General features: G+C 72.6%; 23 protein-coding genes and 1 pseudogene. 16 read left to right on the top strand and 8 right to left on the bottom strand.

All coding sequences use genetic code 11. From position 1 onward, the window contains the following. Nucleotides 1–25 precede the first annotated feature (25 nt). From alc to OHT77_RS09535, 5 genes are all read left to right on the top strand, one after another. Nucleotides 26–1,141: an allantoicase gene (alc, locus tag OHT77_RS09555; protein WP_328827709.1), complete on the top strand. Its 1,116-nt coding sequence runs from the start codon at nt 26–28 to the stop codon at nt 1,139–1,141. Nucleotides 1,142–1,259: 118 nt separating this feature from the next. Then, nucleotides 1,260–2,081: an AIM24 family protein gene (locus OHT77_RS09550; RefSeq protein ID WP_328827708.1), complete on the top strand. Its 822-nt coding sequence runs from the start codon at nt 1,260–1,262 to the stop codon at nt 2,079–2,081. Nucleotides 2,082–2,173: 92 nt separating this feature from the next. Beyond that, complete coding sequence (locus OHT77_RS09545; RefSeq protein ID WP_328827707.1) at nt 2,174–2,806, top strand: dihydrofolate reductase family protein; 633 nt, start codon at nt 2,174–2,176, stop codon at nt 2,804–2,806. A 91-nt stretch (nt 2,807–2,897) separates the two neighbouring features. After that, entirely contained in the window at nt 2,898–3,803 is a 906-nt protein-coding gene (locus OHT77_RS09540; protein WP_328827706.1) for a DMT family transporter, read from the top strand. A 61-nt stretch (nt 3,804–3,864) separates the two neighbouring features. Further along, on the top strand, nt 3,865–4,170 hold the full coding sequence (locus tag OHT77_RS09535) for an antibiotic biosynthesis monooxygenase family protein (protein WP_328827705.1): 306 nt from the start codon (nt 3,865–3,867) through the stop codon (nt 4,168–4,170). Nucleotides 4,171–4,221: 51 nt separating this feature from the next. Here the strand turns inward: OHT77_RS09535 and OHT77_RS09530 are convergent, their stop codons facing one another. The 6 genes from OHT77_RS09530 to OHT77_RS09505 all read right to left on the bottom strand — a co-directional run bounded on the left by OHT77_RS09530 (nt 4,222) and on the right by OHT77_RS09505 (nt 10,571). After that, nucleotides 4,222–5,220 carry a CHRD domain-containing protein gene (locus OHT77_RS09530; protein WP_328827703.1) on the bottom strand — a complete coding sequence of 333 codons (999 nt, stop codon included), beginning with the start codon at nt 5,218–5,220 and terminating at the stop codon, nt 4,222–4,224. A gap of 126 nt (nt 5,221–5,346) precedes the next feature. Continuing rightward, nucleotides 5,347–6,267: an STM4011 family radical SAM protein gene (locus tag OHT77_RS09525; protein ID WP_328827702.1), complete on the bottom strand. Its 921-nt coding sequence runs from the start codon at nt 6,265–6,267 to the stop codon at nt 5,347–5,349. 9 nt (nt 6,268–6,276) lie between these two features. Continuing rightward, complete coding sequence (locus tag OHT77_RS09520) at nt 6,277–7,614, bottom strand: STM4012 family radical SAM protein (RefSeq protein WP_328827700.1); 1,338 nt, start codon at nt 7,612–7,614, stop codon at nt 6,277–6,279. Continuing rightward, a complete protein-coding gene (locus tag OHT77_RS09515) occupies nt 7,611–8,426 on the bottom strand; it encodes an STM4013/SEN3800 family hydrolase (RefSeq protein ID WP_328834197.1) in 816 nt (271 codons plus the stop codon). Before OHT77_RS09515 ends, OHT77_RS09520 begins: the two co-directional genes overlap by 4 nt. Before the next feature lie 7 nt (nt 8,427–8,433). Beyond that, nucleotides 8,434–9,615 (bottom strand): STM4014 family protein, encoded by a 1,182-nt coding sequence (locus OHT77_RS09510; RefSeq protein ID WP_328827699.1) that lies wholly within the window; start codon nt 9,613–9,615, stop codon nt 8,434–8,436. After that, complete coding sequence (locus OHT77_RS09505; protein WP_328827698.1) at nt 9,612–10,571, bottom strand: STM4015 family protein; 960 nt, start codon at nt 10,569–10,571, stop codon at nt 9,612–9,614. The genes OHT77_RS09510 and OHT77_RS09505 overlap by 4 nt, the downstream gene beginning before the upstream one ends. 167 nt (nt 10,572–10,738) lie before the next feature. Between OHT77_RS09505 and OHT77_RS09500 the strand changes: the two genes are divergently transcribed. Both OHT77_RS09500 and OHT77_RS09495 read left to right on the top strand, forming a co-directional pair. Next, a complete protein-coding gene (locus OHT77_RS09500; protein WP_266773996.1) occupies nt 10,739–11,065 on the top strand; it encodes a hypothetical protein in 327 nt (108 codons plus the stop codon). A 147-nt stretch (nt 11,066–11,212) separates the two neighbouring features. After that, on the top strand, nt 11,213–12,265 hold the full coding sequence (locus tag OHT77_RS09495; protein ID WP_328834196.1) for a DUF6745 domain-containing protein: 1,053 nt from the start codon (nt 11,213–11,215) through the stop codon (nt 12,263–12,265). A gap of 163 nt (nt 12,266–12,428) precedes the next feature. On the opposite strand, the gene OHT77_RS09490 is transcribed toward OHT77_RS09495, so the two are convergent. Then, nucleotides 12,429–12,818 carry a ribonuclease domain-containing protein gene (locus tag OHT77_RS09490; protein WP_328827697.1) on the bottom strand — a complete coding sequence of 130 codons (390 nt, stop codon included), beginning with the start codon at nt 12,816–12,818 and terminating at the stop codon, nt 12,429–12,431. 228 nt (nt 12,819–13,046) lie between these two features. Between OHT77_RS09490 and OHT77_RS09485 the strand changes: the two genes are divergently transcribed. The 4 genes and pseudogenes from OHT77_RS09485 to OHT77_RS09470 form a co-directional block, all read left to right on the top strand. After that, a complete protein-coding gene (locus OHT77_RS09485) occupies nt 13,047–14,294 on the top strand; it encodes a sensor histidine kinase (RefSeq protein WP_328827695.1) in 1,248 nt (415 codons plus the stop codon). Nucleotides 14,295–14,462: 168 nt separating this feature from the next. Beyond that, complete coding sequence (locus tag OHT77_RS09480) at nt 14,463–15,143, top strand: response regulator transcription factor (protein ID WP_328827693.1); 681 nt, start codon at nt 14,463–14,465, stop codon at nt 15,141–15,143. A gap of 65 nt (nt 15,144–15,208) precedes the next feature. Further along, entirely contained in the window at nt 15,209–16,393 is a 1,185-nt protein-coding gene (locus tag OHT77_RS09475) for a cytochrome P450 family protein (protein ID WP_328827691.1), read from the top strand. 273 nt (nt 16,394–16,666) lie between these two features. Beyond that, nucleotides 16,667–17,059 (top strand): annotated as a pseudogene (locus OHT77_RS09470) (PaaI family thioesterase); the annotation flags it as partial. Between the two features lie 13 nt (nt 17,060–17,072). On the opposite strand, the gene OHT77_RS09465 reads toward OHT77_RS09470, so the two are convergent. Continuing rightward, nucleotides 17,073–18,089, bottom strand: coding sequence for a Gfo/Idh/MocA family protein (locus tag OHT77_RS09465; RefSeq protein WP_328827688.1), 1,017 nt, complete (start codon nt 18,087–18,089; stop codon nt 17,073–17,075). Nucleotides 18,090–18,219: 130 nt separating this feature from the next. Between OHT77_RS09465 and OHT77_RS09460 the strand changes: the two genes are divergently transcribed. From OHT77_RS09460 to OHT77_RS09440, 5 genes are all read left to right on the top strand, one after another. Next, nucleotides 18,220–18,957, top strand: a complete 738-nt coding sequence (locus OHT77_RS09460; RefSeq protein ID WP_266776865.1) for a GntR family transcriptional regulator — start codon at nt 18,220–18,222, stop codon at nt 18,955–18,957. A gap of 252 nt (nt 18,958–19,209) precedes the next feature. Beyond that, nucleotides 19,210–20,358: an ROK family glucokinase gene (locus OHT77_RS09455; RefSeq protein WP_266774003.1), complete on the top strand. Its 1,149-nt coding sequence runs from the start codon at nt 19,210–19,212 to the stop codon at nt 20,356–20,358. Beyond that, complete coding sequence (locus OHT77_RS09450; protein ID WP_328827687.1) at nt 20,355–20,936, top strand: sugar kinase; 582 nt, start codon at nt 20,355–20,357, stop codon at nt 20,934–20,936. The genes OHT77_RS09455 and OHT77_RS09450 overlap by 4 nt, the downstream gene beginning before the upstream one ends. Before the next feature lie 97 nt (nt 20,937–21,033). Beyond that, complete coding sequence (locus tag OHT77_RS09445; RefSeq protein WP_328827686.1) at nt 21,034–23,871, top strand: DEAD/DEAH box helicase; 2,838 nt, start codon at nt 21,034–21,036, stop codon at nt 23,869–23,871. Next, nucleotides 23,868–26,099 carry an SWIM zinc finger family protein gene (locus OHT77_RS09440; protein WP_443047967.1) on the top strand — a complete coding sequence of 744 codons (2,232 nt, stop codon included), beginning with the start codon at nt 23,868–23,870 and terminating at the stop codon, nt 26,097–26,099. The genes OHT77_RS09445 and OHT77_RS09440 overlap by 4 nt, the downstream gene beginning before the upstream one ends. The last annotated feature ends 18 nt before the right edge of the window (nt 26,100–26,117 follow it).

The following is a 26,117-nucleotide window of genomic DNA, read 5'->3' as shown; positions in this document are numbered from 1 at the left end:
CCACTCCCGAAAGGCAGACACAGCAGTGACGGCGATTCCCAGTTTCACCGGCGACGCGAACCCCTACGGAGGCGGTGACCCGTACGCGGACTACCGCACGGCCGACTTCCCCTTCACCCAGTACGCCAACCTCGCCGACCGGCAGCTCGGCGCCGGTGTCATCGCCGCCAACGACGAGTTCTTCGCCGAGCGCGAGAACCTGCTGGTGCCCGGGCCCGCCGAGTTCGACCCCGAGCACTTCGGCCACAAGGGCAAGATCATGGACGGCTGGGAGACCCGCCGCCGCCGCGGCGCCTCGGCCGAACACCCCTGGCCGACGACGGAGGACCACGACTGGGCACTGGTCCGCCTCGGCGCGCCCGGCGTCATCCGGGGCATCGTCGTCGACACCGCCCACTTCCGCGGCAACTACCCGCAGGCGGTGTCGGTCGAGGGCACCTCGCTCCCGGGCTCCCCGTCCCCCGAGGAACTCCTCGCCGACGACGTGAAGTGGACGTCCCTGGTGCCGCGCACACCGGTCGGCGGCCACGCGGCGAACGGCTTCGCCATCGCCACCGAACAGCGCTTCACCCACCTCCGCGTCAACCAGCACCCCGACGGCGGCATCGCCCGACTCAGGGTCTACGGCGAGGTCGTACCCGACCCCAACTGGCTCGCCGCGCTCGGCACGTTCGACGTCGTGGCGCTGGAGAACGGCGGCAGCGCCGAGGACGCGTCCAACCTCTTCTACTCGCCCGCGAGCAACACCATCCAGCCCGGCCGCTCCCGCAAGATGGACGACGGCTGGGAGACCCGCCGCCGCCGCGACCAGGGCAACGACTGGATCAGCTACCGCCTCGCCGCGCAGTCCCGGATCCGCGCCCTCGAGATCGACACGGCGTACCTGAAGGGCAACAGCGCCGGCTGGGCCTCGGTATCGGTACGGGACGGCGACACCGGCGACTGGACCGAGATCCTTCCGCGCACCCGCCTCCAGCCCGACACCAACCACCGCTTCGTCCTCCCCACCCCGGCGATCGGGACGCACGCACGCGTGGACATCTATCCCGACGGCGGGATCTCGCGGCTGCGGCTGTTCGGCTCGCTGACGGAGCAGGGGGCGACGACGCTCGCGGCGAGGCACCAGGAGCTCGGCGGCTGACGCGAGCCTCTCGAACGCCGGACAGGCATCGCCGACCTGTCCGGCGCCTCCGCGACGCGGGCCGCCACACCCCACCCGCACCCGGAACCGGGACGGCCACCCGCTACGTTCTCCTCTCGTGACCCTTCAGCAAGAAATCGTCGGCAACGCCATGCAGATGGCGGTCGTCAACCTGAGCCCCGGCCAGACCGTGTACTGCGAGGCCGGAAAGTTCCTGTTCAAGACGACGAACGTGACCATGGAGACCCGTCTCGGCGGATCGCCGGGCGGCGGCCAGCAGCAGGGCGGCGGTGGCTCGGGCGGTGGCGGCATGGGCGGCATGCTCCGGCAGGCCATGGGCACGGCCATGCAGGTCGGCCAGCGCGCACTCGCCGGTGAGTCGCTGGCGTTCCAGTACTTCACCTCCCAGGGCGGCGAGGGCACCGTCGGCTTCGCGGGCGTGCTCCCCGGCGAGATGCGCGCGCTCGAACTGGACGGCACGCGCGCGTGGTTCGCGGAGAAGGACGCCTTCGTCGCGGCCGAGTCCACCGTCCAGTTCGGCATCGCCTTCCAGGGCGGCCGCACCGGCATGAGCGGCGGCGAGGGCTTCGTCCTGGAGAAGTTCACCGGCCACGGCACGGTGATCATCGCGGGCGCCGGCAACTTCATCGACCTGAACCCGGCCGACTTCGGCGGCCGCATCGAGGTCGACACCGGCTGCCTCGTCGCCTTCGAGGAGGGCATCCAGTACGGCGTCCAGCGCATCGGCGGCCTCAACCGCCAGGGCCTGATGAACGCCGTGTTCGGCGGCGAGGGCCTCTCCCTGGCCACCCTGGAGGGCAACGGCAGGGTCATCCTGCAGTCCCTCACCATCGAGAGCCTCGCCAACGCCCTGAAGAAGGCCCAGGGCGGCGACAAGCAGGGCCCGACCGGCGGCATGTTCTCGACCCACGCGGGATGAGCCGCCGCAGCGGAGACCGATGAGTTGCGGGGGCCCGCGGGGTCTGAGCTGATGACACCATCGGCCCTCGCACCAGGAAGCAGGCACCCGACATGGGCAAGCTCGTCTCCACGCTCTTCGTCACCCTCGACGGCGTCTACCAGGCCCCCGGCGGCCCCGAGGAGGACACCCGCGGCGGCTTCGCGCACGGCGGCTGGAGCTTCGTCTACGGCGACGACGACTTCGGCCGCTTCGTCGTCGAGGTCTTCGACCGCTCCGGCGCCTATCTGCTCGGCCGCCGCACGTACGACATCTTCGCCGGGTACTGGCCGAACATGACCGACCCCGGCGACCCGATCGCCGCGAAGCTGAACGCGCTGCCGAAGTACGTCGCCTCGTCGACCCTCACCGACCCCTCCTGGGCCGGCACGACCGTCCTCGGCGGCGATCTCGCCAAGGAGGTCACCGACCTCAAGGAGCGCACCGAGGGCGAACTGCAGATGCACGGCAGCGGCGCGCTCGTGAGGTCCCTGCTCGCGCTCGGCCTCGTCGACACGCTCCACCTGGTGACCTTCCCGGTGGTGCTCGGCAGCGGTCTGCGCCTGTTCCCCGAGGGCACCGAGCCCATGGCCTTCCGGCACACCGGCGGACGCGTCACCAGCACCGGCGTCTCCATCCAGTCGTACGACCTGGCGGGCCGCCCGACCTACGGGTCGTACGCGGACGACGCCTCGAACCACGCCTAGTCAGCGACGGCCCGCGCCGGTACCGTGATCGTTCCGTGTGGCAGCCACCGATGTCTCCACCCCACCGCCGGAGACCGGGAGAGCCGCCCCCATGTCCTCGATCGCCGTACCGCGCGCCGTCGCCCCCCGCCGAGCCTGGTCGACCGACCTGCCCGTCCTGCTGGTCGCGGTGGTCTGGGGCGCCAGTTACCTGGCCGCCAAGGACATCACCACGGCCCGCACGGTCCTCGCCGTCCTGGTGCTGCGCTTCGCCCTCGTCCTGCCCGTCCTCGCGGTCGTCGGCCACCGCTCGCTGCGCGCCCTGACGGCCGCCCAGTGGCGCGGTGCGGCCCTCCTCGGGCTGATCCTCGCCGGGATCTTCCTCCTCGAGACCTACGGCGTCGTGCACACCTCGGCGACCAACGCGGGCCTGATCATCAGCCTCACCATGATCTTCACCCCGCTCGCCGAGGCCGCGGTGACCCGCACCAGGCCCTCGCGGGGCTTCCTCGGCGCGGCGGCCCTCTCCGTGCTCGGCGTGCTGCTGCTGACCCAGGGCGCCGGTTTCTCCCGTCCCTCCCTCGGTGACCTCCTCATGCTGCTCGCGGCCCTCGCCCGCACCCTGCACGTCCTCGCCATGTCCCGGACCAAGGCCGTGCGCGGCGCCGACGCGCTGCCCCTGACCACCGTCCAACTCGGCACCGCCGTCGCGGTGTTCGCGCTGCTGTCGACCGGCGCCGACACCACCCCGTGGGAGACGGCCGCCGACTTCGGGGTCCGTGAGTGGGCCGGGCTGCTGTTCCTGTCCGTGTTCTGCACCCTGTTCGCCTTCTTCGTGCAGATGTGGGCCGTCCGCCGGACCTCGCCCTCCCGCGTCAGCCTGCTGCTCGGCACCGAACCCCTGTGGGCCGCCGCGGCCGGTATCGCCCTGGGCGGCGAACGGCTCGGCGCGCTCGGACTGGTCGGCGGCGTCCTCGTCCTGCTGGGGACCGCGTGGGGGCGCGGGGCCGCACGGTGACTCCCGGAGGACTCGGTGGCGGCGATGTCCTACGGTGAGGTCGGATCACGTAGGAGGTTTCATGCCGACCGTCGAACTCACCCGCTTCCGTGTCGCACCCGAGCGCGTCAGCGAGCTGCTGGAGAGCAGGTCCGCGATGCTCGCCGACTTCCGGGCCGATCGCGCCGGATTCCTCGGTGCCCGCCTGGTCCGCCTCCCGGACGACGAGTGGCTGGACATCGTGACCTGGCGGAGCTCGGAGGACTTCGCGGCCTCACGGGCCAAGGGAGCCAACCTGCCGGGCATCGCCGCCTTCTTCGCGGCGATCGCCTCGCTGGTGAGTTCCGAGGAGGGGGACGAGCCCGGGGCCGGGGACGACGAGCGGTGAGCGGCACCGACGGAACCGGTGTGACGGTTCCGTCGGTGCCGCTCGGCGCTGCTACTTCGTGGCGAGGAACAGGTAGTCGGCCGTGTAGGGGACGCGGGCGGTGGGCCGCGTGGCCGGGTTGCAGGTGCCGGCCGGGGCGACGCCGCCGACCGTGTCGAGCCGCAGGACCGAGGTGGTCTTCGACAGGAGTCCCTCGCTCTTGCCGGTCTGCTGGGCGCGGAGCAGGAGTTGGGGGATGTTGCCCTTGCCGTTGTCGAACTTGTTGAGGACGGTGCCGGTCACCGAGGAGCCGTCGGGAGCGATCCACTGCGGCGGGCCGGCCGGGCCGTGCTGCGCGAAGCTGTGCTGGATGCCGCCCTGGAGGGTGGCGTCGACGTTGTCCTGGGTGAACGCGTAGGAACCGTCGTCCTGCTGGGTGCAGGCGTAGATCTGGGCGCCCTTGACGACGCCGGCCAGCGACGAGTGCCGGATGGCGTCGGGCAGCGAGACGGCGCCCGGCAGTGCGACGGCCTGTCCGCGGACCGCGCCGCCCGGGAACTCGGCGGTGTGCAGGTTGAAGTAGAACCGGTCGGGATGCGCCTCGATGTTCCGCAGCAGACCGGCGTCCTTGACCCGCACGGTGCCGAACACGAACGGCGTGCCGCCCTTGAGCTTCTCCATGAAGAACGGGATCTTCACGTCACCGTTGGTGCCCCGCGCACCCTGGTGGAGATGAGCCATGGTCGGGGTGCCGATCCCCGTCCACGCGAACGCGAAGGACACCTCGTCGCCCTGGATGCGCATGAGGGCCACCGCGCTGCCGTCCTTGTCGCCCACCGCCGGCTTGCCCTTGACGGGCACCTCGTTGTCACCGGTGAGGATCGTGGTGAAGTACCGCGCGCCCGGCGCGTTCTCGGCGTAGCGGCCGATGGAGCCTGCCGCCGCCGTCGCCCCGGCCGCCGGATGCGAGACGGTGGCGTCGGCCGCTCCGTCCACGCCGTTGCAGGCGGTCAGGAGCAGGGTGCCGGTGATCGCGGTCGCGGCGATGGTCCCGAATCGCTTGAACATCATGTGTCTCGTTCTCCCCGTGATGGCCGATCCGCGGCTGTCCCGCGGTCGTTCTCCCTCCATCACGGGGCCCCTGGGGCGATCCCTCAGCCGATGACAGTCCTGAGACACGCCTGAGAAGGGACGGGATCACTGAGGACACGACCTGGACATGGGGACCTGTTCCGGGCGCGCCGTGAGCGTCAGGAGGCGCGGGGTGCCCTGCCCGGGGAAGGCGGACGGCACCCGCTCCAGGACGCCGCCCGCGAAGACGTCGTACAGGGGCAGGGTCTCCAGGTGGACATAGCCGATGTGGCAGTCGCAGACGGCCAGCGGACACGCGCGCGGGCGCAGCGCCGCCCGGTAGGAGCCGTCGTACAGGTTGCCCAGTTCCTCGCGGACGAAGTGGCACCGGCGGACCGTGCCGGTGCCGTCCACCGAGATCACGGACTCGCCGGTGCGGCACGGAAGTCCGGCGCTGCGGTGCGGGTGGCGGCTGTACGGGAAGAGCGGGTCGAGTGCGGTCCAGTCGTCGGCCTCCGCGTCCTCGTAGGTGTGCCCCTCGGCCGCGTTGATCCAGAGGTACACGTGCGGGGGCAGGTCGTCGCGGAGCCGGCGGGCCGCCGCCAGATGGCCGGGCAGGCCCACCACGCCGACGCTGAAGCGCACCCCGCGGTCGGCCAGGTCGCGGCACTTGCCGAGGAAGCGGTCGTACGGGGTCTGGCCCGGGTGGTACGTGCACCACAGGGCGAGCGTGTCGAGGTCGGCCTCGGCGAGCCAGCCCGTCCGGCAGCTCAGGTTGGTCTGGATCGCGACCCGGCGCACGTGCGGGAGCCGGGACAGCTCGGTGAGGGTGCGCCGGTACCAGGAGCGGACCAGGCCCTCGCCCCACGGCGTGAACAGCAGCGACAACTCGTCCCCGCTGTCCGCCGCCCAGCGCGCGAAGCGGTCCAACGCCTCACGGTCCGTGCGGAGTTGGGCGGTCGAGTCGCGCCGCTTGGCGAACGGGCAGTAGGGGCAGTCGTAGTCGCAGGACGCGAGCGGGCCCCGGTAGAGGACGGTGAGATCCATGACGGTCCGTCATTTCCGTTCGTAGGCGGCCATGGCGGACCGCACCTCGGGGGAGAACAGCTCAGGACCCACGGCGTCGGAGTGCGCCAGGCCCTCCGGGGTCAGCACCAGCCGTTCGCCCGCCGTGCCGGTCAGCCAGCCGCGCCCGGCCAGCCGGTCGAGCTCCGTCCCGAAGTCCTCGTCGGGTGAACTCCCGAAGCGGGCGCGGTAGTCGGCGACGGACAGCCCCTCGGCCTGGAGCAGGGACTGGAGGAGATGACGGCGCCGCGCCTCGTGTCCGTCCACGCGGTAGCCGACCTCCGCGCGTGTGAAGTCGGCCGTCGAGACGTAGTCGTCGATGATGCCGCGGATCTCGTGCATGCCGACCGCGTAGTCGAAGGAGTAGTGCAGCGCCGACGTGTACGAACGGGCCCCGCAGCCGAGCCCGATCATGCCGTCCGTCTGGCAGGCGTAGTCGTCGGCGCCCTGCGGCGGGGCGTCGGCCCGGCGGAACATCCGCATCGACTGCTGGACATAGCCCCGCGCCAAGAGGTGGTCGCGGCCCGCCCGGTACAGCCGCAGCCGCTGCTCGTCCCACGCCGGGTCGGCCCCGGCGTCCCCCTGATGCCGGCCGAGACCGGTCAGCGGGCGGACGTAGAGCGGGTACAGGTACAGCTCCTCGGGGTGCCAGGCCAGGGCCGCGTCCAGGGAGTCGCGCCAGGTCCGCTCGGTCTGGCCGTCGATGCCGTAGATCAGGTCGATGTTGAGCACCGGGATGCCGGCGTCCCGGATCCGGCCGAGCGCCGCCTCCACGTCGGCGCGGCGCTGCGGGCGTACGGCGGCCCTGGCCTCGGAGTCGACGAAGCTCTGGACGCCCAGGCTGAGGCGGGTCGCGCCCCGGTCCGCGAGGACGGCGAGGCGGTCCGCGGTGGCCGTGGCGGGCGAGGCCTCCACGGAGAGCGGGACCGCGCGCAGGTCGGCGCCCATGCGCCGCTCCGCGATGTCGCACAGGCGCTCGAGCTCGGACGCGGTGAGGAAGGTCGGGGTGCCGCCGCCGAACGCCGCGGTCGCGAACCGCACCGGCTCCGCGTCACCGAGCGCCGCCCGGACGGCGTCCGCCTGCCGCTGCAGGGCGTCCAGATAGGCGCCGGTCAGGCCGTCCGGGGCGCCGATGCGGGTGAAGAGGTTGCAGAACCCGCAGCGGACCTCGCAGAACGGTATGTGCACATACAGCGAGAGCGCGGCGCGGTCCTCCGCAGCCCACAACTCCCGCAGCGCGGGGCGGTCGGGCAGGCGGCGGTACGCCGTCTTGTGCGGATAGGCGTACACGTAGTGCTGGTAGGGGCTGGTCTGCTGCGCGGTGGTCATCGGACGGCCTCGGCGGGGTCGAGGAAGAAGTGGGCGTACGGCACGGTCCACACGGACTCGTGGCCCAGGCGGTGGCCGGTGTAGCCGTCGTCGCCGTAGGCGGTGCCGTGGTCGGAGCACACGATCACGAAGCACGGGCGCCGGGAGCTCGCGGCGGCGAACAGCCGCCCGATGTGCCGGTCGACGTACTCCAGCGCGGCGGCGTGCGTCTCCCGGGTGTCACCCGCCTCGCGGGTCGCGCCCGGCAGATGGAACCAGTTGGGCTGGTGCAGCGCCGACACGTTCACGAAGAGGAACAGGCGCTGCTCGGCGGGGAGTTGGCCCACCACCTCTTCCACGCGGTCGACCTGGTTCTCGAAGGAGTGCGGCGAGGTGACGCCGAACTCCTCCTCCCAGTGCGCCTCTTGGAACAGGCCGGGCAGGACGGAGCCCAGCGGACCGCGCCGGTTGAAGAAACCCACGCCCCCGACACAGACCGTGCGGTAGCCGGCCGCCGCCAGTCCGGACACCAGGTCGGGGGTGTCGTAGACGAAGGTGCCCTCGGCGGTGGTCTCGCTGCCGGCGAAGCTCGCCGCGAACAGCCGCGGATGCGGGCCGGGTTGGGCCGGAGTGGGCAGGAACCCGGCGAAGATCGCCTGGTGCGAGGCGTAGGTGAAACTGCCCGGGGCGTGCCTCTCCTCCCAGCGTCCGCCGGGCAGATGGCGGGCCAGGTGCGGGATGCGCCCCTCGGCCGCCAACTCGGCGGCCACGTCGTGCCGCAGCGTGTCGAGGGTGACCAGCAGGATGTCGTGGTCGCCGACGACCGCGTTCATGTCGGGCTCAGGCATGGGCAGTTCCTGTTCTGTACGGATGACGCGGACCGCTCGTGGCCGGTGCGCGCAGGACGGCCGCCACCTGCGCGCCGTAGGTGTCCAGACCCTCCGCGCCGCTGCCGGGCAGTCCGGTGAGCCGGGGTAGCAGGTCGCCGAAGGCGTTGACCTCGCCGACGAAGGCGCGCCGCCAGTCCACGGCCGGGAGCAGGTCGACCCCCACGCACAGCGTGCGCGGGAAGCAGGACGCGGCGCGCTCGCACACGTCCAGGACATCGGCCCACCGGGCGCCCGCGGCGGTGAAGGACCGCCGGACGCCGTCGAGATCCCCGCGACTGCCGCCCAGATGCAGATTGGTCAGCGGCCCGCGACTGGTGCGCACCACCGCGTGCGTGGCCCGGCCGGCCACGACGACCACCCGGAGATCCGCCGCCCGGCCCGCCTGGGACGCCTTCGGCACCCAGCGCTCGAGATGCAGCCCGTCCGGCGCCAGCGCGTCCACGATGCGCGCGACGTCCCGCTCGTCGTGATACCGCCGCACCCGGAGGGAGTTGTGGAGCGCGCCGTCCGGACCGGTCTCGACGGACGTGGTCGCCCTGATCCGGCCGCCGCCCGCCGTCTCCACCGCGAGGACACCCGACGCCGACGAACCGTGCGCGGGCTTGACGAACAGCCGGGGCATCCGGTGCTCGCGCATCAACTCCCTTACGTCGTCCCAGCCCCGCACGCGCGCGCCGAGCGGACCCGACGTCGGGGACCCCGGGACGGGCACACCGGCCGCGTCCAGCACGGCGTGACACGCCCGCTTGTCGAACAGCACCGCCAGGTCGTCCGGGTCAGCGAGGGGGACACCGCCGCGCAGCGTGCGCAGCGCGGCGGTGAACCCCGTGTACCAGCGGGCCGAGCCCTCCACCCGGGTCGGCTCCGTGGCACCCCGCAGCAGCCGGTCGACCTCGGGATTCTCACCGGGGGACTCGACCCGGACGAACTCGTCGGCGGCGAAGTCCGCGCCCCGCGCGCGCAGGACGTCAGCCCAGGCGACGACACGGGGTGCGGGCAGCCCGGCCGCCCGCACGGCGTCCGCGAAAAGGGACACCCTGCGGTTCTCGGGATTGCCGACCACCGCGAACCGGAGGCCGGCGCGGGCCGACGGCGTGACGGCGACCGGCCCGGCCGCGGTGGACGCGGTCACTCCCCGACGGCGACGTAACGCCAGACCGTGCCGTCGTCCTCCGTGTCCTCGTCGGCGTCGTCACGGTCCAGGTCGACGTCCACCCCCGCCGGCACCAGCGTCTGCCGCACCCGCTCCGCGACGGCCTCACTGAGGTAGTTGTGGTGCAGGTCCAGCTTCTTGAGATGCGTCAGCGGCTGCCCGCTCAGCAGCGCGACCGCGCCCTCGTCGGTCAGCACGCCCATCGACAGGTCCAGCACCTCCAGCCGCTCCACCACCGGGGCGGCGGCGACCGCGGCGGCCACCGCGTCCTGCATCTCGCTGTTGCGCAGCGCCAGATGACGCAGGCTCGGCAGCCGGGCACCGGACAGGATCGGCTCCAGGTCGGCGGCCTCGCTGTCGCCGCCGTAGTCCGGCGTGCCCAGCCACAGGTCCAGGTGCTCCAGGGCGGGCAGGTCACTGGCGCCGATGCCGCGCACCACCTCGACGGGCAGCCCGCCCGTCTCCGCCACCAGCCGGCGCAGCGAGCCGTGCCGCAGCGCGGTGAACTCGAGGCCGGTGCCGCCGCGCACGCCGAACTCCTCCAGCGACGGGTAGGCGTTGAGCAGCGGGGTGACGTCGGACTGGTGGATCCAGGAGATCTCGCACTCCTCCATCACCAGGTCGCCCAGGAAGATCGCGCGCAGTGCGGGGAAGGCGTCCCGGGCCTCCACGAGCGCCTCGACGATCGGCGTGGGCGCGGTGTCGTAGGCCTCCTCCCAGCCGCCGATGATCAGGGCCCGGACCCGGGCCGTGTCGACGTCGGCGCGGAAGCGGGCGAACGTGTCGGTCCACGCCTCGTCGGTGTCGTACACGTTGGCGCCGATGCGCCAGGCCACCGACTCCGGCTCGGGCAGGCGGTCGGCCGGGGCGTCCGGCCCGGGAAAGGTGAACGACGGCAGCCGGTACAGCGCGTCGAGGTGCTCACCGATGGTCATGCGGCCGCTCCTGAGAAGAAGTGTGCGTGGTCTGTGATGCGCCTTTCTACCAACCGGCACTGACAGTGCCGTCGGGCGGGGCGGGCCAGGGGGCGTTGTCAGTGGCGGCGCCTAACGTCTTGGTCATGAGGCCGGTGCGCGGAGCACCCGGCGGTGAGGGGACAGCCATGTACCGACAGGGAGACGTGCTGATCGTGCCGGTCGCGCAGGACGCGGTGCCCGCCCACGCGGCACACGCCCCGCGCGAGCGGCGGGACGGACGCGGACGGCTCGTGCTGGCGCTGGGCGAGGTGACGGGCCACGCCCACGCGGTCGTCGGACCGGGGGAGTTGGTGCGCGAGCCGGGACCCCACGGTCCGTTGCTGCTCCATCTGCCCCAGGGCGGACGGGTGGTGCACGAGGAGCACGCGGCCATCGCGCTGCCCAAGGGGTGGTTCCGGGTCGTCAGACAGCGGGAGTACGTGCCCGGTTCCGTACGGATCGTGGCCGACTGAGGAACCGGGACGCACCGGCGGCACGCGCGCGCCGGGCACGGAGTGGAGGAGGGGCACGTGGGCGGGACGGACGTGGGAGTGGACGGGGCGATGGACCGGAAGTCGGACGGGGGAGCGGGGAGTGCGACGGTGATCGTCGAGCCAGGCATGGAAGAGGCCCAACTCGACGACGGGGGAACGCCGTTCGCGCCTTCCGCCGACCTCGCGCAGTGGCGGACGTGGTCCTCGGCGACCGGCGCCGCGGACCGGGAGCGCGCCGAGGAGGGCGTCCGGCGGGCCTACCGGCTGGCGGGACTCGCGGAACCGGAGCGCGTGGTCTGGGCGGGTTCACCGCGCGCGGCGGTCACGCTCGTCCGGGAGCTGACGGACCGTGGCCCGAGCGTCCGGGACGCGGTGCGCAGCGCGCCCTGGGCGGCCGCGAGGCGGCTGCTGCACGCCGAGTTGGGGCCCGCGGGCTGGTCGGCGCACTGGGCGGCGACCGGCGGACGGCTGTGGCCGTCGACGCAGGCTCTGGTGGACCGGATCCGTACGGGCGTGATCGAGGACCTGGCCGGTCGCGACACCGGCAAGGAGGCCGCGGAGATCCGGCTGATCCTCCTGGACGCCGTGCTCGGGCAGCACGACGCGCCGTGGCTCGCCGCGTTCCCCGCCGACGACGGCCCGCTCGACGCGCTGGCCGCGGTGTGCCGCAGCGCCGGCTGGTGGTGGCCGTTCGCGCGGGTCGCGGTGCTGTCGGAGCGCCCCTCGGCCCTCCACCGCGACGAGGCGGGACGCCTCGACCACGGGGACGGCCCGGCGCTCGCCTACCCGGACGGCTTCGCGCTGCACGCCTGGCGCGGCATGCCGGTCCCGGCCGCCTTCCTGGCCGAACTGCCCACGCTGACCCCGGACCGCATCAGGGCCGAGGAGAACGCCGAGCTGCGCCGCGTCATGCTCGAGTACTACGGCTACGACCGGTACCTCACCGATTCCGGCGCCCGTCCACTGCACCGGGACGAGACGGGCACGCTGTGGCGGATAGACCTGGCCGACGACGAGCCCGTGGTCATGGTGGAGGTCCTCAACTCCACACCGGAACCCGACGGCACCCACCGCACGTACTGGCTCCGGGTGCCTCCGTCGACGCGGACGGCCAGAGCGGGGGTCGCCTGGACCTTCGGCCTGGACGCGGAGACGTACGCACCGCAGCGGGAGACCTGAGCGCCCCCGTCCGCCGGACGTGGCCCGGCTCCGGCCGGGCGCGGGACGTGCCTCGCCCCGCGGCCCATGAACGTGGGGGGAGCCGCGGGGCGAAGGGTGAGCGATGGTGCAGCCGGGGGAGCCGGACTCCCGGGTGACTACGGAACGGACCTGAACGACCGGCTCAGCAGCCGAAGTTGATCAGGTTGAACGTGACGTAGTGGTCCGAGGTGTAGTAGTCCTCCTTGGTCTTCTTCCCGGTGACGATCCGACGTGCTCCGCGCGTGGACGAGCCGGGAGTCTTGACCGTGTACTCGTGGTAGTAGCCGGACGCCTGGCTGGGGAGGACACCTTCCTGGTTGCGGAAGACGACGCCGTCCTGCGAGTACGGGAAGGGCCCGTTCGTCGCGATCAGGCCGAGCGTGTCGTACGCCTGGGAAGGCAGGGCGCCGTAACAGATGCTGCCGACCGCGGCGGCCGCCGGGGTCGCGGTGGCGACGGTGCCGCCGACGAGGAGAGTGGACAGGACGGCGGCTGCCGCGCCGATACCGGTGATCCGTGGGGGGAATCTCATGGCTTCATGATGACGCGCGTAGATAGTGGCATGTCAATGACAACCGCAGAGATTTTCCCGTCAAGTCCGATGAGTTTTCGGGAAGTTAACCTCGCGCCGTCCTTCGCCCCGCGTTCCCGGGTCGCGGGGCGAGGCGTGTCCGCCGAAAGTCTGCGACCTCGCGACTTTGGTCGTCGTTCCGCCGCGCGGGGTGGGTGACAGGGCCGGACCCGCATAGATTTGTCGACCGTGACGGGAAACAGGACAGCACAGGTACCGACGGCGTTCGCGGGGCGCCGCTGGCTGCTGCCGTCCGCCGTGGCCGACGAACTCGATCCCGACGTCGAACGGCGCGGACGGCCCCGCCGCACCGCCCGCGACTGGGTCGTCGACACCGTCTGCTTCCTGCTGGCCGTGCTCATCGGCCTGGCCGCCGCGAAGACCCTCAGGGACGATTCCTCGACCCCGCATCCCCTGGCCGTCGTCGACCAGCTGTTCGGGGTGCTCGCCTGCGGCACGGTGTGGCTGCGCCGCCGCTGGCCCATCGGGCTCGCCGTCGCGATGATCCCCGTCAGCCTCGTCTCGAACACCGCGGGCGGCGCCGCGATGGTCATCCTCTTCACCCTCGCCGTGCACCGGCCCTTCCGCTACGTCGCCTGGATCGGCGGCATCCAGCTCGCCCTGACCCCGCTCTACTTCTGGATGCGCCCGGACCCCGACCTGCCGTACGCCGGAGCGGTCGCGTTCACCGAACTGCTCACGCTCACCGTCATCGGCTGGGGCATGTTCGTCCGCTCCAAGCGGCAGCTCATGCTGAGCCTGCGCGACCGCGCCCGGCGCGCCGAGACGGAGGCGGAGCTCCGCGCGGAACAGGCCCAGCGGCTGGCCCGCGAGGCCATCGCCCGCGAGATGCACGACGTGCTCGCCCACCGGCTGACCCTGCTCAGCGTGCACGCGGGCGCGCTGGAGTTCCGCCCGGACGCGCCCCACGAGGAGGTCGCGCGGGCCGCCGGTGTCATCCGGGAGAGCGCCCACGAGGCACTCCAGGACCTGCGGGAGATCATCGGCGTCCTGCGCGCGGGCGAACCCGACGACACCGGCCGCCCGCAGCCCACGCTCGGCGCCCTGGACGCGCTGGTCACCGAGTCCCGCGAGGCCGGCATGAAGGTCACCCTCGCCAACCGGGTCACCGACCCCGCCGCCGTCCCCGCCTCGATCGGCCGCACCGCCTACCGCATCGCCCAGGAAGCCCTCACCAACGCCCGCAAACACGCCCCCGGCGCGGAGGTCACGGTCACCCTCACCGGCACCCCCGGCGACGGCCTGACGGTCACCGTCCACAACCCGCCCCCGGAGGGCGAGGTCCCGCACGTCCCCGGCTCCGGCCAGGGCCTGATCGGCCTCACCGAACGCGCGACGCTGACGGGGGGACGACTGGAGCACGGCCCGCAGACGGGCGGCGGATTCCGGGTAAGGGCTTGGCTGCCCTGGGGGTGAGTCCCCAGGGCACCTCAGCGGCAACTCCGGTGCCGCGCAAGGGTGATGGAGCCCCCGGGAGCGTCACCTCTCCCTGGGCCGACCTTGAGCCGCCTCCCGCGCCGCCCCTCGGGGTGTCCCCGCCCAGCCCGGTAACCGCCCGCCACGCGCGCGTGGTTACGTAGCCCCATGACTGCGATCAGACTGCTCCTCGTCGACGACGACCCGCTGGTGCGGGCCGGGCTGTCCTTCATGCTGGGCGGCGCCGCCGACATCGAGATCGTCGGCGAGGCCGCCGACGGCAGCGAGGTCGAGGAGCTCGTCGACCGCGTCCACCCGGACGTCGTCCTGATGGACATCCGCATGCCCTCCATGGACGGACTGACCGCCACGGAACGGCTCCGCGCCCGCGGTGACGCGCCCCAGATCGTCGTCCTCACCACCTTCCACGCCGACGAACAGGTGCTGCGGGCCCTCCGCGCGGGCGCCGCCGGCTTCGTCCTCAAGGACACCCCGCCCGCCGAGATCCTCGACGCGGTACGCCGGGTCGCGGCCGGCGATCCCGTGCTGTCGCCCGCGGTCACCCGCCAGCTGATGGAACACGCGGCCGGCACCACCACCGACACCCGCCGGGCACGCGCGCGTGAGCGCATCGCCGCCCTGGGGGAGCGCGAACGCGAGGTCGCCGTCGCCGTCGGTCAGGGCCTCGCCAACGCCGAGATCGCCACCGGCCTCTTCATGAGCGTCGCCACCGTGAAGACCCATGTCTCCCGCATCCTGGCCAAGCTCGACCTCAACAACCGGGTGCAGATCGCCCTGTTGGCCTACGACGCGGGCCTGATCGAAGAGGACGGGGAGAGCGGGCACTAGTCGCCGCCGCCGTCCGTTCCCACTGCACTGGAAGACCTCGGGGAGTCGTCCGGGAGGGGACAGGCGTGACCGAAGTGATCGATCTGGGGGAGTTCGGCGACGAGTTCCGACGGGACCCGCACCGGGTGTACGCGATGCTGCGGAAGTCGGGCCCGGTCCACCGAGTGCAGCTTCCGGTGCCGGACGTGCACCACGTGACCTGGCTGATCGTGGGGTACGAAGAGGCACGCGCCGCGCTGGCCGACCCCCGACTCGCCAAGGACGGCGGCAAGATCGGGATGACGTTCCTCGACGAGGAGCTGATCGGCAGATACCTGCTGACCACCGACCCGCCCGACCACACCCGCCTGCGCGGGCTGATCACCCGCTCGTTCACGATGCGCCGGGTCGAGGAACTCCGCCCGCGCGTCCAGCAGATCACCGACGAACTCCTCGACGCCATGCTGCCCTCCGGCCGCGCCGACCTCGTCGAGGCGCTCTCCTACCCGCTGCCGATCACCGTCATCTGCGAACTCCTGGGCGTGCCCGAGCTGGACCGCGCGGAGTTCCGCAAACTGTCCACGGAGGCGGTGGCGCCCACCAGTTCGGGCACGGAGTACGACGCGTTCGTGCGGCTCGCCGAATACCTCGGCGACCTGATCGAGGACAAGCGCCGCGCGGGCCCCGGCGACGACCTGCTCAGCGACCTGATCCGCACCACCGCCGAGGACGGCGACCGGCTCTCCCCGCAGGAACTGCGGGGCATGGCCTTCGTCCTGCTCATCGCCGGCCACGAGACCACCGTCAACCTCCTCACCAGCGGCATCCACGCCCTGCTCAGCCACCCGGACCAACTCGCCGCCCTGCGCGCCGACATGAGCCTCCTGGACGGCGCGATCGAGGAGATGCTGCGCTACGAGGGCCCAGTGGAGAACGGCACGTTCCGCTTCGCCGCCGAGCCCCTGGAGATCGCCGGTACCCCGATCGAGCGGGGCGATCCGGTCATGGTCGGCCTCACCGCCGCCGACCGCGACGGGGAGCGCTATCCCGCCCCGGACCGCTTCGACATCCGCCGCGACGCCCGCGGCCACCTCGCCTTCGGCCACGGCATCCACTACTGCCTCGGCGCCCCGCTCGCCCGCCTCGAAGCCCGCACGGCGATAGGCACCCTGCTGGCCCGCGCGCCGGGTCTCGCCCTGGACGGGCCGCCCGGGGACTGGCTCCCGGGGATGCTGATGCGCGGGATGCGGAGCCTGCCGGTGCGCTGGTAGAACGGCGACACGGTGGCGCTGCGGTGGCACGAGGTGGTGCCGGTGGCCGTGACTACGCCGGAGCCCTGTCAGCCGTAGCAGCTAAGGCAGTTGAAGCCGCCATGGGAGGGCGGAAGCCCCGACACGCCGGGCAAGTCGCGTCAGCCGTAGCCCCGTAGAAACCCCAGAAGCCGTAGAAACCCCGGAAGCCGCAGAAGTCGTAGAAACCGCAGAAGTCGTGGACGCCGTAGGAGGCCCGCCCCCGTGACCGCACTCGTCGAGTTCGACCTGGCCATGGCGCGGAAGGCGCTGGAGAGTCAGCCCTTCAGCAGGCTGATCGGGGCGCGGCTGAGTGCCTTCGGGGACGGGGTCGCCACGCTGGAGATCGACATCAGGGAGGACCTCCTCCAGCAGAACGGGTTCGTGCACGGCGGAGTCCTCGCGTACGCCGCCGACAACGCGCTCACGTTTGCGGGCGGGACGGTGCTGGGCCCCGCCGTCCTCACCGGGGGCCTGTCCATCCAGTACGTCCGCCCGGCCACCGGCCGCACCCTGCGCGCCCACGCGGAGGTCGTCCAGGCGGGCCGCCGTCAGGCCGTCGTCCGCTGTGATGTCCTCACGCTCGCGGACGACGGTACGGAGGCGCTGTGCGCGGTCGCTCAGGGGACGGTGCTTCCGGTCCGTACGCCCCGAGCCACGCTCAGCTGTAGGGGAAGGCGCCCGCGATCTCCGCGAGGCGCACCGGTCTGTGTTCGCGTCTGGACACTTCGCAGGCCTCGGCGATCCGGAGCGCCTGGAGGGCCTCGCGGCCGTCGCACGGGTTGGTGCGCTGGCCGACGACGACCTCGACGAAGGCGATCAGCTCGGCCTCGTAGGCGGGCCCGAAGCGCTCCAGGAAGCCGGTCCACGGCTTGGTCGCGGCCGGGGGACCGGTCGGCTCGGTGGACGCGATGGGCGTGCGGTCGTCCAGGCCGACGACGACCTGGTCGAGCTCGCCGGCGAGCTCCATGCGGACGTCGTAGCCCGCGCCGTTCAGCCGCGCGGCCGTCGCCGTGGCCAGGGTGCCGTCGTCCAGGGTGAGGACCGCCGCGGCCGTGTCGATGTCACCGGCCTCGCGGAACATCGGGGGCCCGGCGTCCGAACCGGCCGCGTACACGTCGACGACCTCGTGCCCGGTCACCCAGCGCAGCATGTCGAAGTCGTGGATCAGGGTGTCGCGGTACAGCCCGCCGGAGATCGGCAGGTAGGCGGCCGGGGGAGGCGTCTGGTCGGAGGTCGTCGCGCGGACCGTGTGCAGCCGTCCCAGCCGCCCCGAGCGCACCGCTTCCCGCGCGCCCATGTAGCCCGCGTCGAACCGGCGCTGGAACCCCATCTGGAGGATCGTCCCCGCCGTCTCGACCTCGGCGATCGCCTGCAGCGAGCCGGGCAGGTCGAGGGCGATGGGCTTCTCGCAGAACACCGGGAGCCCGGACCGCGCCGCTCTCCCGATTAATTCGGCGTGGGCCGAGGTCGCCGTCGTGATCACCACGGCGTCCACGCCCCACTTGAAGATCTCCTCCGTACTCGGTGCCGCCGTTTCCCCCAGGCGGTTGGCCAGCTCCTGGGCCCGTGCGGGGTTGACGTCCGTGAGGATCAGCGAACCGACCTCACGATGGCGGCTCAGGGTCCTGGCATGGATGGTCCCGATGCGGCCCGTACCGATGACTCCGATGCGCATGGGAACAAACTGGGGGCCGACCAGGCACGCTGTCAATGCGTATGTCCGGACAATCGAACTACATCACTTCCCGTCAACCATTCACACAGCTACGCTCGGGCCCGTGCCGAAACCAGATGTGGACCCGACCGTGCCGCTCGAGCTCAGCGTGGACCGGAGCAGCCCGGTGCCGTTGTACTTCCAGCTGTCCCAGCAGCTGGAAGCCGCGATCGAACACGGCTCGCTCACGCCCGGCAGCCTGCTGGGCAACGAGATCGAACTGGCGGCCCGGCTCGGCCTGTCCCGGCCCACGGTCCGCCAGGCCATCCAGTCACTGGTCGACAAGGGCCTCCTGGTGCGCCGCCGGGGCGTCGGCACCCAGGTCGTGCACAGCCAGGTCAAGCGCCCGCTGGAACTCAGCAGCCTCTTCGACGACCTGGAGGCGGCCGGACAGCGCCCCGCCACGAAGGTCCTCGTCAACACCGTCGTGCCCGCCTCCGCCGAGGTCGCGGCGGCGCTCGGCGTGGCCGAGGACGGCGACGTCCACCGCATCGACCGGCTGCGCCTCGCGCACGGCGAGCCGATGGCGTACCTCTCCAACCACATCCCGCTCGGCCTGCTCGACCTCGACACCGCGCAGCTGGAGGCCACCGGCCTGTACCGGATGATGCGCACCGCCGGCATCACCCTGCACAGCGCCCGCCAGTCCATCGGCGCCCGCGGCGCCACGGCGGAGGAGGCCGAACGCCTCGCCGAGCCCGAGGGCGCCCCGCTGCTCACCATGCAGCGCACGACGTTCGACGACACGGGCCGAGCGGTGGAGTTCGGCAGCCACACGTATCGGCCGACGCGGTATTCGTTCGAGTTCCAGCTGCTGGTACGCCCCTGAGCGCAGCGGCTCGCTCGGCGATGTTCGTCATAATGTCCGGACAATGGATTCGGGTGTGCCGACTGGTGACGGGGTTCACCATTCCCGCACCGCCTGGGAAGCGCCGCTTCTCGGGGGCGCGGGGCTGTGCCGATCTGCGGCTCCGCCGCGGGGTGCGACCAGCAGCGACGCACCCGCACCAGGCAACGATCCGCACCCCCCTTCACGCCCCCGCACAGCACCTACGGTCACGGTGAGGCAGAATCGGGCCCGATGAGCACCTACGGCAACTTCAGCGCCCCCATAGGCTCCCGCCGCGCGCCCGCGCTCCGCACCGTCGGCACCCGGGAGCGGCGTTCGCACCTGACGGCCCCCCGCGTGCCCACGGTCGGCATCGACATCGGCGGCACCAAGGTCATGGCGGGCGTCGTGGACGCCGACGGCAACATCCTGGAGAAGCTCCGCACGGAGACCCCGGACAAGTCCAAGAGCCCCAAGGTTGTCGAGGACACCATCGTCGAACTGGTCCTGGACCTCTCCGACCGGCACGACGTGCACGCCGTCGGCATCGGCGCGGCCGGCTGGGTCGACGCCGAGCGCAACCGCGTCCTGTTCGCGCCCCACCTGTCGTGGCGGAACGAACCCCTCAGGGACCGCATCACGAGCAGGCTCTCCGTACCGGTCCTGGTGGACAACGACGCGAACACCGCCGCCTGGGCCGAGTGGCGCTTCGGCGCGGGCCGCGGCGAGGACCACCTGGTCATGATCACACTCGGCACCGGCATCGGCGGCGCGATCCTGGAGGACGGCCAGGTCAAGCGCGGCAAGTACGGCGTCGCCGGCGAGTTCGGCCATATGCAGGTCGTGCCCGGCGGCCACCGCTGCGCGTGCGGCAACCGCGGCTGCTGGGAGCAGTACAGCTCGGGCAACGCCCTGGTCAGAGAGGCCCGCGAGCTGGCCGCCGCCGACTCCCCGGTGGCGTACGGGATCATCGAGCACGTCAAGGGCAACATCGGCGACATCACCGGCCCGATGATCACGGAGCTGGCCCGCGAGGGCGACGCCATGTGCATCGAGCTGCTCCAGGACATCGGCCAGTGGCTCGGCGTCGGCATCGCCAACCTCGCCGCCGCCCTCGACCCGTCCTGCTTCGTCATCGGCGGCGGTGTCTCGGCCGCCGACGACCTGCTGATCGGCCCCGCGCGGGACGCGTTCAAGCGCCAGCTCACCGGCCGCGGCTACCGCCCCGAAGCCCGCATAGTGCGCGCCCAGCTCGGCCCCGAGGCGGGCATGGTCGGTGCCGCCGACCTCGCCCGCCTGGTCGCCCGCCGCTTCCGCCGCGCCAAGCGCCGCCGGGTCGAGCGGTACGAGCGCTACGAGCGGTTCGCGGAGTTCCGGCGCGGCAGCCAGGACACGGCATGACCGCATCGCTGCCCCGTCAGGCCATGCCCCGTGACGAGCCGCCCAGGCCGCCCGAGAACCCCCGCCACAAGGCCCGCCGCCGAGCCATCACCCTGCTCATCATCGTGCTGCTCATCGGCGTGCCGGCCGTCTATCTGGCGATCTCCGCGAACCAGAGCCGCAACAGCGGCAAGGACAAGGAGTACAAGTACTCGGCGACCGGGCTCACCGTGGGCTGGCCCTCGAAGGTCCAGCGCCGCCTCTACCAGGTACCGGTCCCGCACCCCGCGGAGAAGGTCGCCTTCTACGAGACCAACAACTGGAAGACCAGCCGCCTCTACGTCCAGTTCGAGACCACGGACGCGGGCCTGGACACCTTCCTCGCCGGGATAGGTGTCGACCGGGACACGCTGAAGAAGAACGACATCACCATCAGCGACCGCGACCAGAAGATCACCGGCTGGAAGTTCACCGGCCCGGGCCCCTGGTGGGGCGTCGTCAACAAACAGAAGGACCCCGCCCCCACCCAGGACATCGTGGTGAACCTGTCCGACCCCAAGCTCCCCATGGTCTACGTCGTCGCCCGCACGGTTCCCTAGCGGCCGGCCCCGGCCGGTCGCCGGGGCCGATTGTCAGACCCCGCCCGTAGAGTCGAAGACAGCTGACACGACACACGGGCGGGAGGTGACAGGACGTATGACGGACACCGCGATCACGGACCAGATCTCCGTACGGCTGGCCGCCGTCTTCCTGCCGTCCCCGACCGTCCCGCGCGAGGGCCGCGTCGCCTTCTGGGACCCCGACGGCGAGCGCGCGCTCCCCGAAGCGGAACCGGGCGTGGAGCAGACCGAGTTGACCGTCGTACGACGGCAGGGCGCCGCGGTCCGCCGCAGGTCCGCCCCCGCGCTGACCCTGCCGATCGAAGCGGCCCTGCCCCTGCTCGTGCACGCCCGCCGCGACCCCGCCGCCCACCCCGCCACCGCCTGCTGGGGCGCCGCCGCCCTGCACGCGCTCCGGCTCGCGGCCCGCGGCCGACTGCTCCCCGGACTCACGGCCTCGGGCCACGACGCCTGGCGCGCGGGCCCCCTGGAGCCGGAGGACATCGCCCACGTCCGCGCGGTAGCGGCAGCCCTGCCGTACGAGGGCCACGCGGTCCCGCTGCCGGGCCCCGGCCCGCTCCGGCTGCCCGAGCCCGAAGCGCTGATGCGGTCCTTCCTGGACGCCGTCGCGGACACCCTGCCCCGCACCCCCGCCGCGCCGTACACCTCAGGAATGCCCTTCGCGGCCCGCGCGCCGCAGCGGCTGCGCGACGCCCAGGACTGGGCCGCCGAGGTCGCCGCCGGCATGGACGCGGGCGTGCGGATCTCGCTCCGCCTGGACCTGTCGGCCTACGACCTGTTCGACGGCACCGGGCACGTGCGCAGCGCCGGCGCGGCGATCGTCCAGGTGCACAGCCTCGCCGACCCGACCCTCGTGGTGGACGCGGCGGCCCTGTGGGCGGGCACGGCCGACTCCGCGTTCGGCCCCCGCGCGCGCGTGGACGCCGCACTGGCCGTACGGCGGGCCGCGCGCGTCTGGCCCCCGCTGGACCGCCTCTCCGAGCAGGACGTGCCGGACGTACTCGCCCTCTCCGAGGAGGAGTTGGGCGAACTGCTCGGCATGGCGGCCACCCGGCTCGCGGCGGCCGGGGTCGCCGTCCACTGGCCCAGGGACCTCGCCCAAGACCTGACGGCGGCGGCCGTGGTCCGCTCGGCACCGGGCTCCGCGACCGACGGCACCGGCTTCTTCGAGAGCGAGGAACTCCTCCAGTTCCGCTGGCAGTTGGCGCTCGGCGGCGACCCGCTCACCGAGGCCGAGATGGACACCCTGGCCGAGGCCCACCGCCCTGTCGTACGGCTGCGGGACCAGTGGGTGCTGGTCGACCCGGCCCTCGTCCGCAAGGCCCGCAAACGCGAACTGGGACTGCTCGACCCGGTCGACGCCCTCTCCGTCGCCCTCACCGGCACCACGGAGGTCGACGGCGAGACCGTGCAGGCCGTCCCGGTCGGCGCGCTGGCCGCCCTTCGCGACCGCCTGACGGCAGGCATCCAGCCCGCCGAGCCGCCCCCGGGCCTGGACGCCACCCTCCGGGACTACCAACTCCGGGGCCTGGCCTGGCTCGACCTCATGACCTCGCTGGGCCTGGGCGGCTGCCTGGCCGACGACATGGGCCTCGGCAAGACGATCACCCTCATCGCCCTCCACCTGCGGCGGGCCCACCGCGCCCCCACCCTGGTGATCTGCCCGGCCTCCCTCCTGGGCAACTGGCAGCGGGAGATCACCCGCTTCGCCCCCGGCGTCCCCGTCCGCCGCTTCCACGGCACGGACCGCACCCTGGAGGACCTGACCGACGGCTTCGTCCTCACGACGTACGGCACCATGCGCTCCACGGCGGCCACGCTGGCCCAGCAGCCCTGGGGCATGGTCGTCGCGGACGAGGCACAGCACGTCAAGAACCCGTACTCGGCGACGGCGAAGGCCCTGCGCACGATCCCGTCCCCCGCGCGCGTGGCCCTCACCGGCACCCCGGTGGAGAACAACCTCTCCGAACTCTGGGCCCTGCTCGACTGGACCACCCCCGGCCTCCTCGGCCCCCTGAAGTCCTTCCGCGCCCGGCACGCGCGTGCCGTGGAGAACGGCGAGGACGAGGAGGCGGTGACCCGGCTCGCCCGCCTGGTCCGCCCGTTCCTCCTGCGGCGCAAGAAGTCCGACCCGGGTATCGTCCCCGAACTGCCGCCGAAGACGGAGACGGACCACCCGGTCCCGCTCACCCGCGAACAGGCCTCGCTGTACGAGGCGGTGGTGCGGGAGTCGATGCTCGCGATCGAGACGACGCAGGGCATCGCCCGCCGCGGCCTGGTCCTGAAGCTCCTCACCTCCCTCAAGCAGATCTGCGACCACCCCGCGCTGTATCTGAAGGAGGACCACGCGGCAGCACAGGCCACCGCCGACCGGCTGACCGCCCGCTCCGGCAAACTCGCCCTGCTGGACGAGCTGTTGGACACGCTGCTGTCGGAGGACGGTTCCGCGATCGTCTTCACCCAGTACGTCGGCATGGCCCGCCTCATCACCGCCCACCTGTCGGCCCGCGCGGTCCCGGTCGAACTGCTCCACGGCGGCACACCGGTGCCGGAACGCGAGCGCATGGTGGACCGCTTCCAGGCGGGCGCGACCCCGGTCCTGGTCCTCTCCTTGAAGGCGGCGGGCACCGGCCTCAACCTCACCCGCGCGGGCCACGTCATCCACTTCGACCGCTGGTGGAACCCGGCGGTCGAGGAACAGGCCACGGACCGCGCGTACCGCATCGGCCAGACCCAGCCGGTCCAGGTCCACCGCCTCATCACCGAGGGCACGGTCGAGGACCGCATCGCCGAAATGCTGGAATCCAAGCGGGCGTTGGCCGACGCGATCCTCGGCTCCGGGGAGTCCTCGCTGACCGAGCTGTCGGACCGGGACCTGTCCGACCTGGTGTCGTTGCGGAGGCCTTCGTCATGAGGAGTGTGGGACGGGAGCCGGCGGAGGCACGGGAGGCCTCCGTGGAGGAATCCCCGGAGGAGGAGCGGTCCTCGACGGAGGAGAGCCCTGCGGATGTGGTGCGGCGGGCGTTGCAGGCGGCCCGTGAGCGGGAGAGCCAGGGGGTGGATGCGGAGGTCGCGGGGGCCTCGGGGGCTTCGCATGCACCGGGTGCTTCTCGCGTAACGGGCTCGGACAGTAAGGCAGTTGACGAAGAACCGGAGCCTCAGTCCCGGCCGGGTGACGTGGCGCGGGCCGCACTGCGACGGGCCGTTGCCGAGCGGCGCGCCGCTGGTGCCTCGGCGGAGGATGCCGGTGCGCCGGGGGACGGCTCGGCTAAGGGCGCGTCGGAGAGTGGTCCGGGTGGTGGCGCGGGAGAAGGGTCAACGGACCTTTCGGATACCGAAGTTGGCGAAGCTGCCGACACAGAGCAGTCCGGGCATGCACTGGGGGATGCGCCGGCGGACCTCTCCGTACGGGAAGTGGCATCCGCTTCCGTACAAGAAGTGGCATCCGCTCCGGAGTCCGACACCGCCGCCGGCGAGGCGTCCGCTCGCCCCGCGGATGCGGCGCGCGAGGCATTGCGGGCAGCTCGCGGCGCGGCGCGGAAGGCCAGGGAAGACGTCGAGGCCGGGGGAGTGGCGTCGGTACGTCGGCCCGAGCGACGTGCGAGCGTCGGTTCGGGTGGGGCCGGGGGACGCGGCGGTGTGCGTGGACGTACGAGTGAGGCCGGGGCCCGTGACCTACGGGAGTTCCTCGCGGGCGCCTTCCAACTGCCGGCCGATCTGAACTCGCCCGCCGAGGAGACCGCACCGGACAACGACCTTTCGGCGCAGGGCAGTTCACACCCCGAGGACTCCACCCCGACGGCTGCCCCCACCCTTGACCCCGACCTCATCCCCGCCATCCCCCAAACCCCCAGTTCCATGGCCTCCCCCTCCCGAGACAGCGACCTGCGCCGCACCTTCCCGGCCTTCGCACCCCGCAGCGGTGATCACGCCGATGAGGCCCCCCAATTCGCCGAAACCTGGTGGGGCAACGCATGGGTCACCGCGCTGGAAGAAGGCGCCCTGGACCCCAAGCGGCTGCTGCGGGGCCGGAGTTACGCGGAGAAGGGGCACGTCGACGCGATCACCGTGACGCCGGGACTCGTGCTCGCGTACGTGAAGGGCAGCCGCGCGCGCCCGTACCGCGTGCAGGTCAGGTTGCGGACGCTGGCCGACGCCGACTGGGAGCGGTTCCTGGACGCCGCCGCCGACCGGCCCGGGGACATCGCCGCGCTGCTCGACAAGGAGATGCCCAAGTCCCTTGCCGAGTGCGGAGTTCCGTTGCTGCCGGGGCCCGGCGACCTCGCCCCGCAGTGCAGTTGCCCCGACTCGGGTCACCCCTGCAAGCACGCCGCCGCCCTCTGCTACCAGACCGCCCGCCTCCTGGACGCCGACCCCTTCGTCCTGCTCCTCCTCCGCGGCCGGGGCGAACGCCCCCTGCTGGACGCCCTGTCCCGCCGTAACGCCGCCCGCGCGGCCCGCGCCGCCCAGGAGCAGGAACCGGCGCCCCTCCCCGGCGTACGAGCCACGGACGTCCTCGCGGCGCAGGGGGAGCGCAGGCTGCCCCCGCTGCCACTCCCGTTGCCCATCCCCCCGCACCCTGAGCAGCCGCCGGTGTATCCCGCCGCGCCCGGCGGCCCGGACCCCTTCGCGCTCGACCAGCTGGCGACCGACGCCGCCGCCCGCGCGCACGCCCTGCTCAGCACCGGCCGGGACCCGGTCGGAGACCTGACGCTGTGGCAGGACGCGGTACGGCTCGCCGCGGCCCGCCCCGGTTCGGGCCTGACCGTCACCACCCGCGCCCTCTACGCCTCCCTGGCCAAGGCCACCGGGCGCAGCACGGGTGAGCTGGCGCGCGCGGTCGCCGCCTGGCGGCAGGGCGGCATCGAGGGGCTCGCGGTGCTCGAAGAACCCTGGGACCCGCCCGCCGGCCGCTTCGACCGGGCCCGCCCGCTCCTCCTCGCCGCCGACCTCCCGGCCTTCCGCCCCTGGCACAACCACCTCACCCACCCCCATGGGCATGTCCAACTCCGCCTGGGCCGCGATGGCTTGTGGTACGCCTACGAGTCGGAACCGGGCGACGAGGACTGGTGGCCCAGAGGCACCCCCGACCTGGACCCGGTCGGCGCACTCACGGGCCTGGGCGCACCCGGCGACCTCTGAACCACCGACAGCCACCGA

Source organism: Streptomyces sp. NBC_00252, from assembly GCF_036187565.1.
Classification (GTDB): Bacteria; Actinomycetota; Actinomycetes; order Streptomycetales; family Streptomycetaceae; genus Streptomyces.
This window is presented reverse-complemented; position numbering and strand designations above follow the sequence as displayed.

Coding starts and splice junctions, on each gene's coding strand:
- OHT77_RS09545 (WP_328827707.1), top strand. CDS start 2,174: ATGGGCAAGCTCGTCTCCACGCTCTTCGTCACCCTCGACGGCGTCTAC.
- OHT77_RS09540 (WP_328827706.1), top strand. CDS start 2,898: ATGTCCTCGATCGCCGTACCGCGCGCCGTCGCCCCCCGCCGAGCCTGG.
- OHT77_RS09535 (WP_328827705.1), top strand. CDS start 3,865: ATGCCGACCGTCGAACTCACCCGCTTCCGTGTCGCACCCGAGCGCGTC.
- OHT77_RS09530 (WP_328827703.1), bottom strand. CDS start 5,220: ATGATGTTCAAGCGATTCGGGACCATCGCCGCGACCGCGATCACCGGC.
- OHT77_RS09525 (WP_328827702.1), bottom strand. CDS start 6,267: ATGGATCTCACCGTCCTCTACCGGGGCCCGCTCGCGTCCTGCGACTAC.
- OHT77_RS09520 (WP_328827700.1), bottom strand. CDS start 7,614: ATGACCACCGCGCAGCAGACCAGCCCCTACCAGCACTACGTGTACGCC.
- OHT77_RS09515 (WP_328834197.1), bottom strand. CDS start 8,426: ATGAACGCGGTCGTCGGCGACCACGACATCCTGCTGGTCACCCTCGAC.
- OHT77_RS09505 (WP_328827698.1), bottom strand. CDS start 10,571: ATGACCATCGGTGAGCACCTCGACGCGCTGTACCGGCTGCCGTCGTTC.
- OHT77_RS09500 (WP_266773996.1), top strand. CDS start 10,739: ATGTACCGACAGGGAGACGTGCTGATCGTGCCGGTCGCGCAGGACGCG.
- OHT77_RS09495 (WP_328834196.1), top strand. CDS start 11,213: ATGGAAGAGGCCCAACTCGACGACGGGGGAACGCCGTTCGCGCCTTCC.
- OHT77_RS09490 (WP_328827697.1), bottom strand. CDS start 12,818: ATGAGATTCCCCCCACGGATCACCGGTATCGGCGCGGCAGCCGCCGTC.
- OHT77_RS09480 (WP_328827693.1), top strand. CDS start 14,463: ATGACTGCGATCAGACTGCTCCTCGTCGACGACGACCCGCTGGTGCGG.
- OHT77_RS09465 (WP_328827688.1), bottom strand. CDS start 18,089: ATGCGCATCGGAGTCATCGGTACGGGCCGCATCGGGACCATCCATGCC.
- OHT77_RS09455 (WP_266774003.1), top strand. CDS start 19,210: ATGAGCACCTACGGCAACTTCAGCGCCCCCATAGGCTCCCGCCGCGCG.
- OHT77_RS09450 (WP_328827687.1), top strand. CDS start 20,355: ATGACCGCATCGCTGCCCCGTCAGGCCATGCCCCGTGACGAGCCGCCC.
- OHT77_RS09445 (WP_328827686.1), top strand. CDS start 21,034: ATGACGGACACCGCGATCACGGACCAGATCTCCGTACGGCTGGCCGCC.
- OHT77_RS09440 (WP_443047967.1), top strand. CDS start 23,868: ATGAGGAGTGTGGGACGGGAGCCGGCGGAGGCACGGGAGGCCTCCGTG.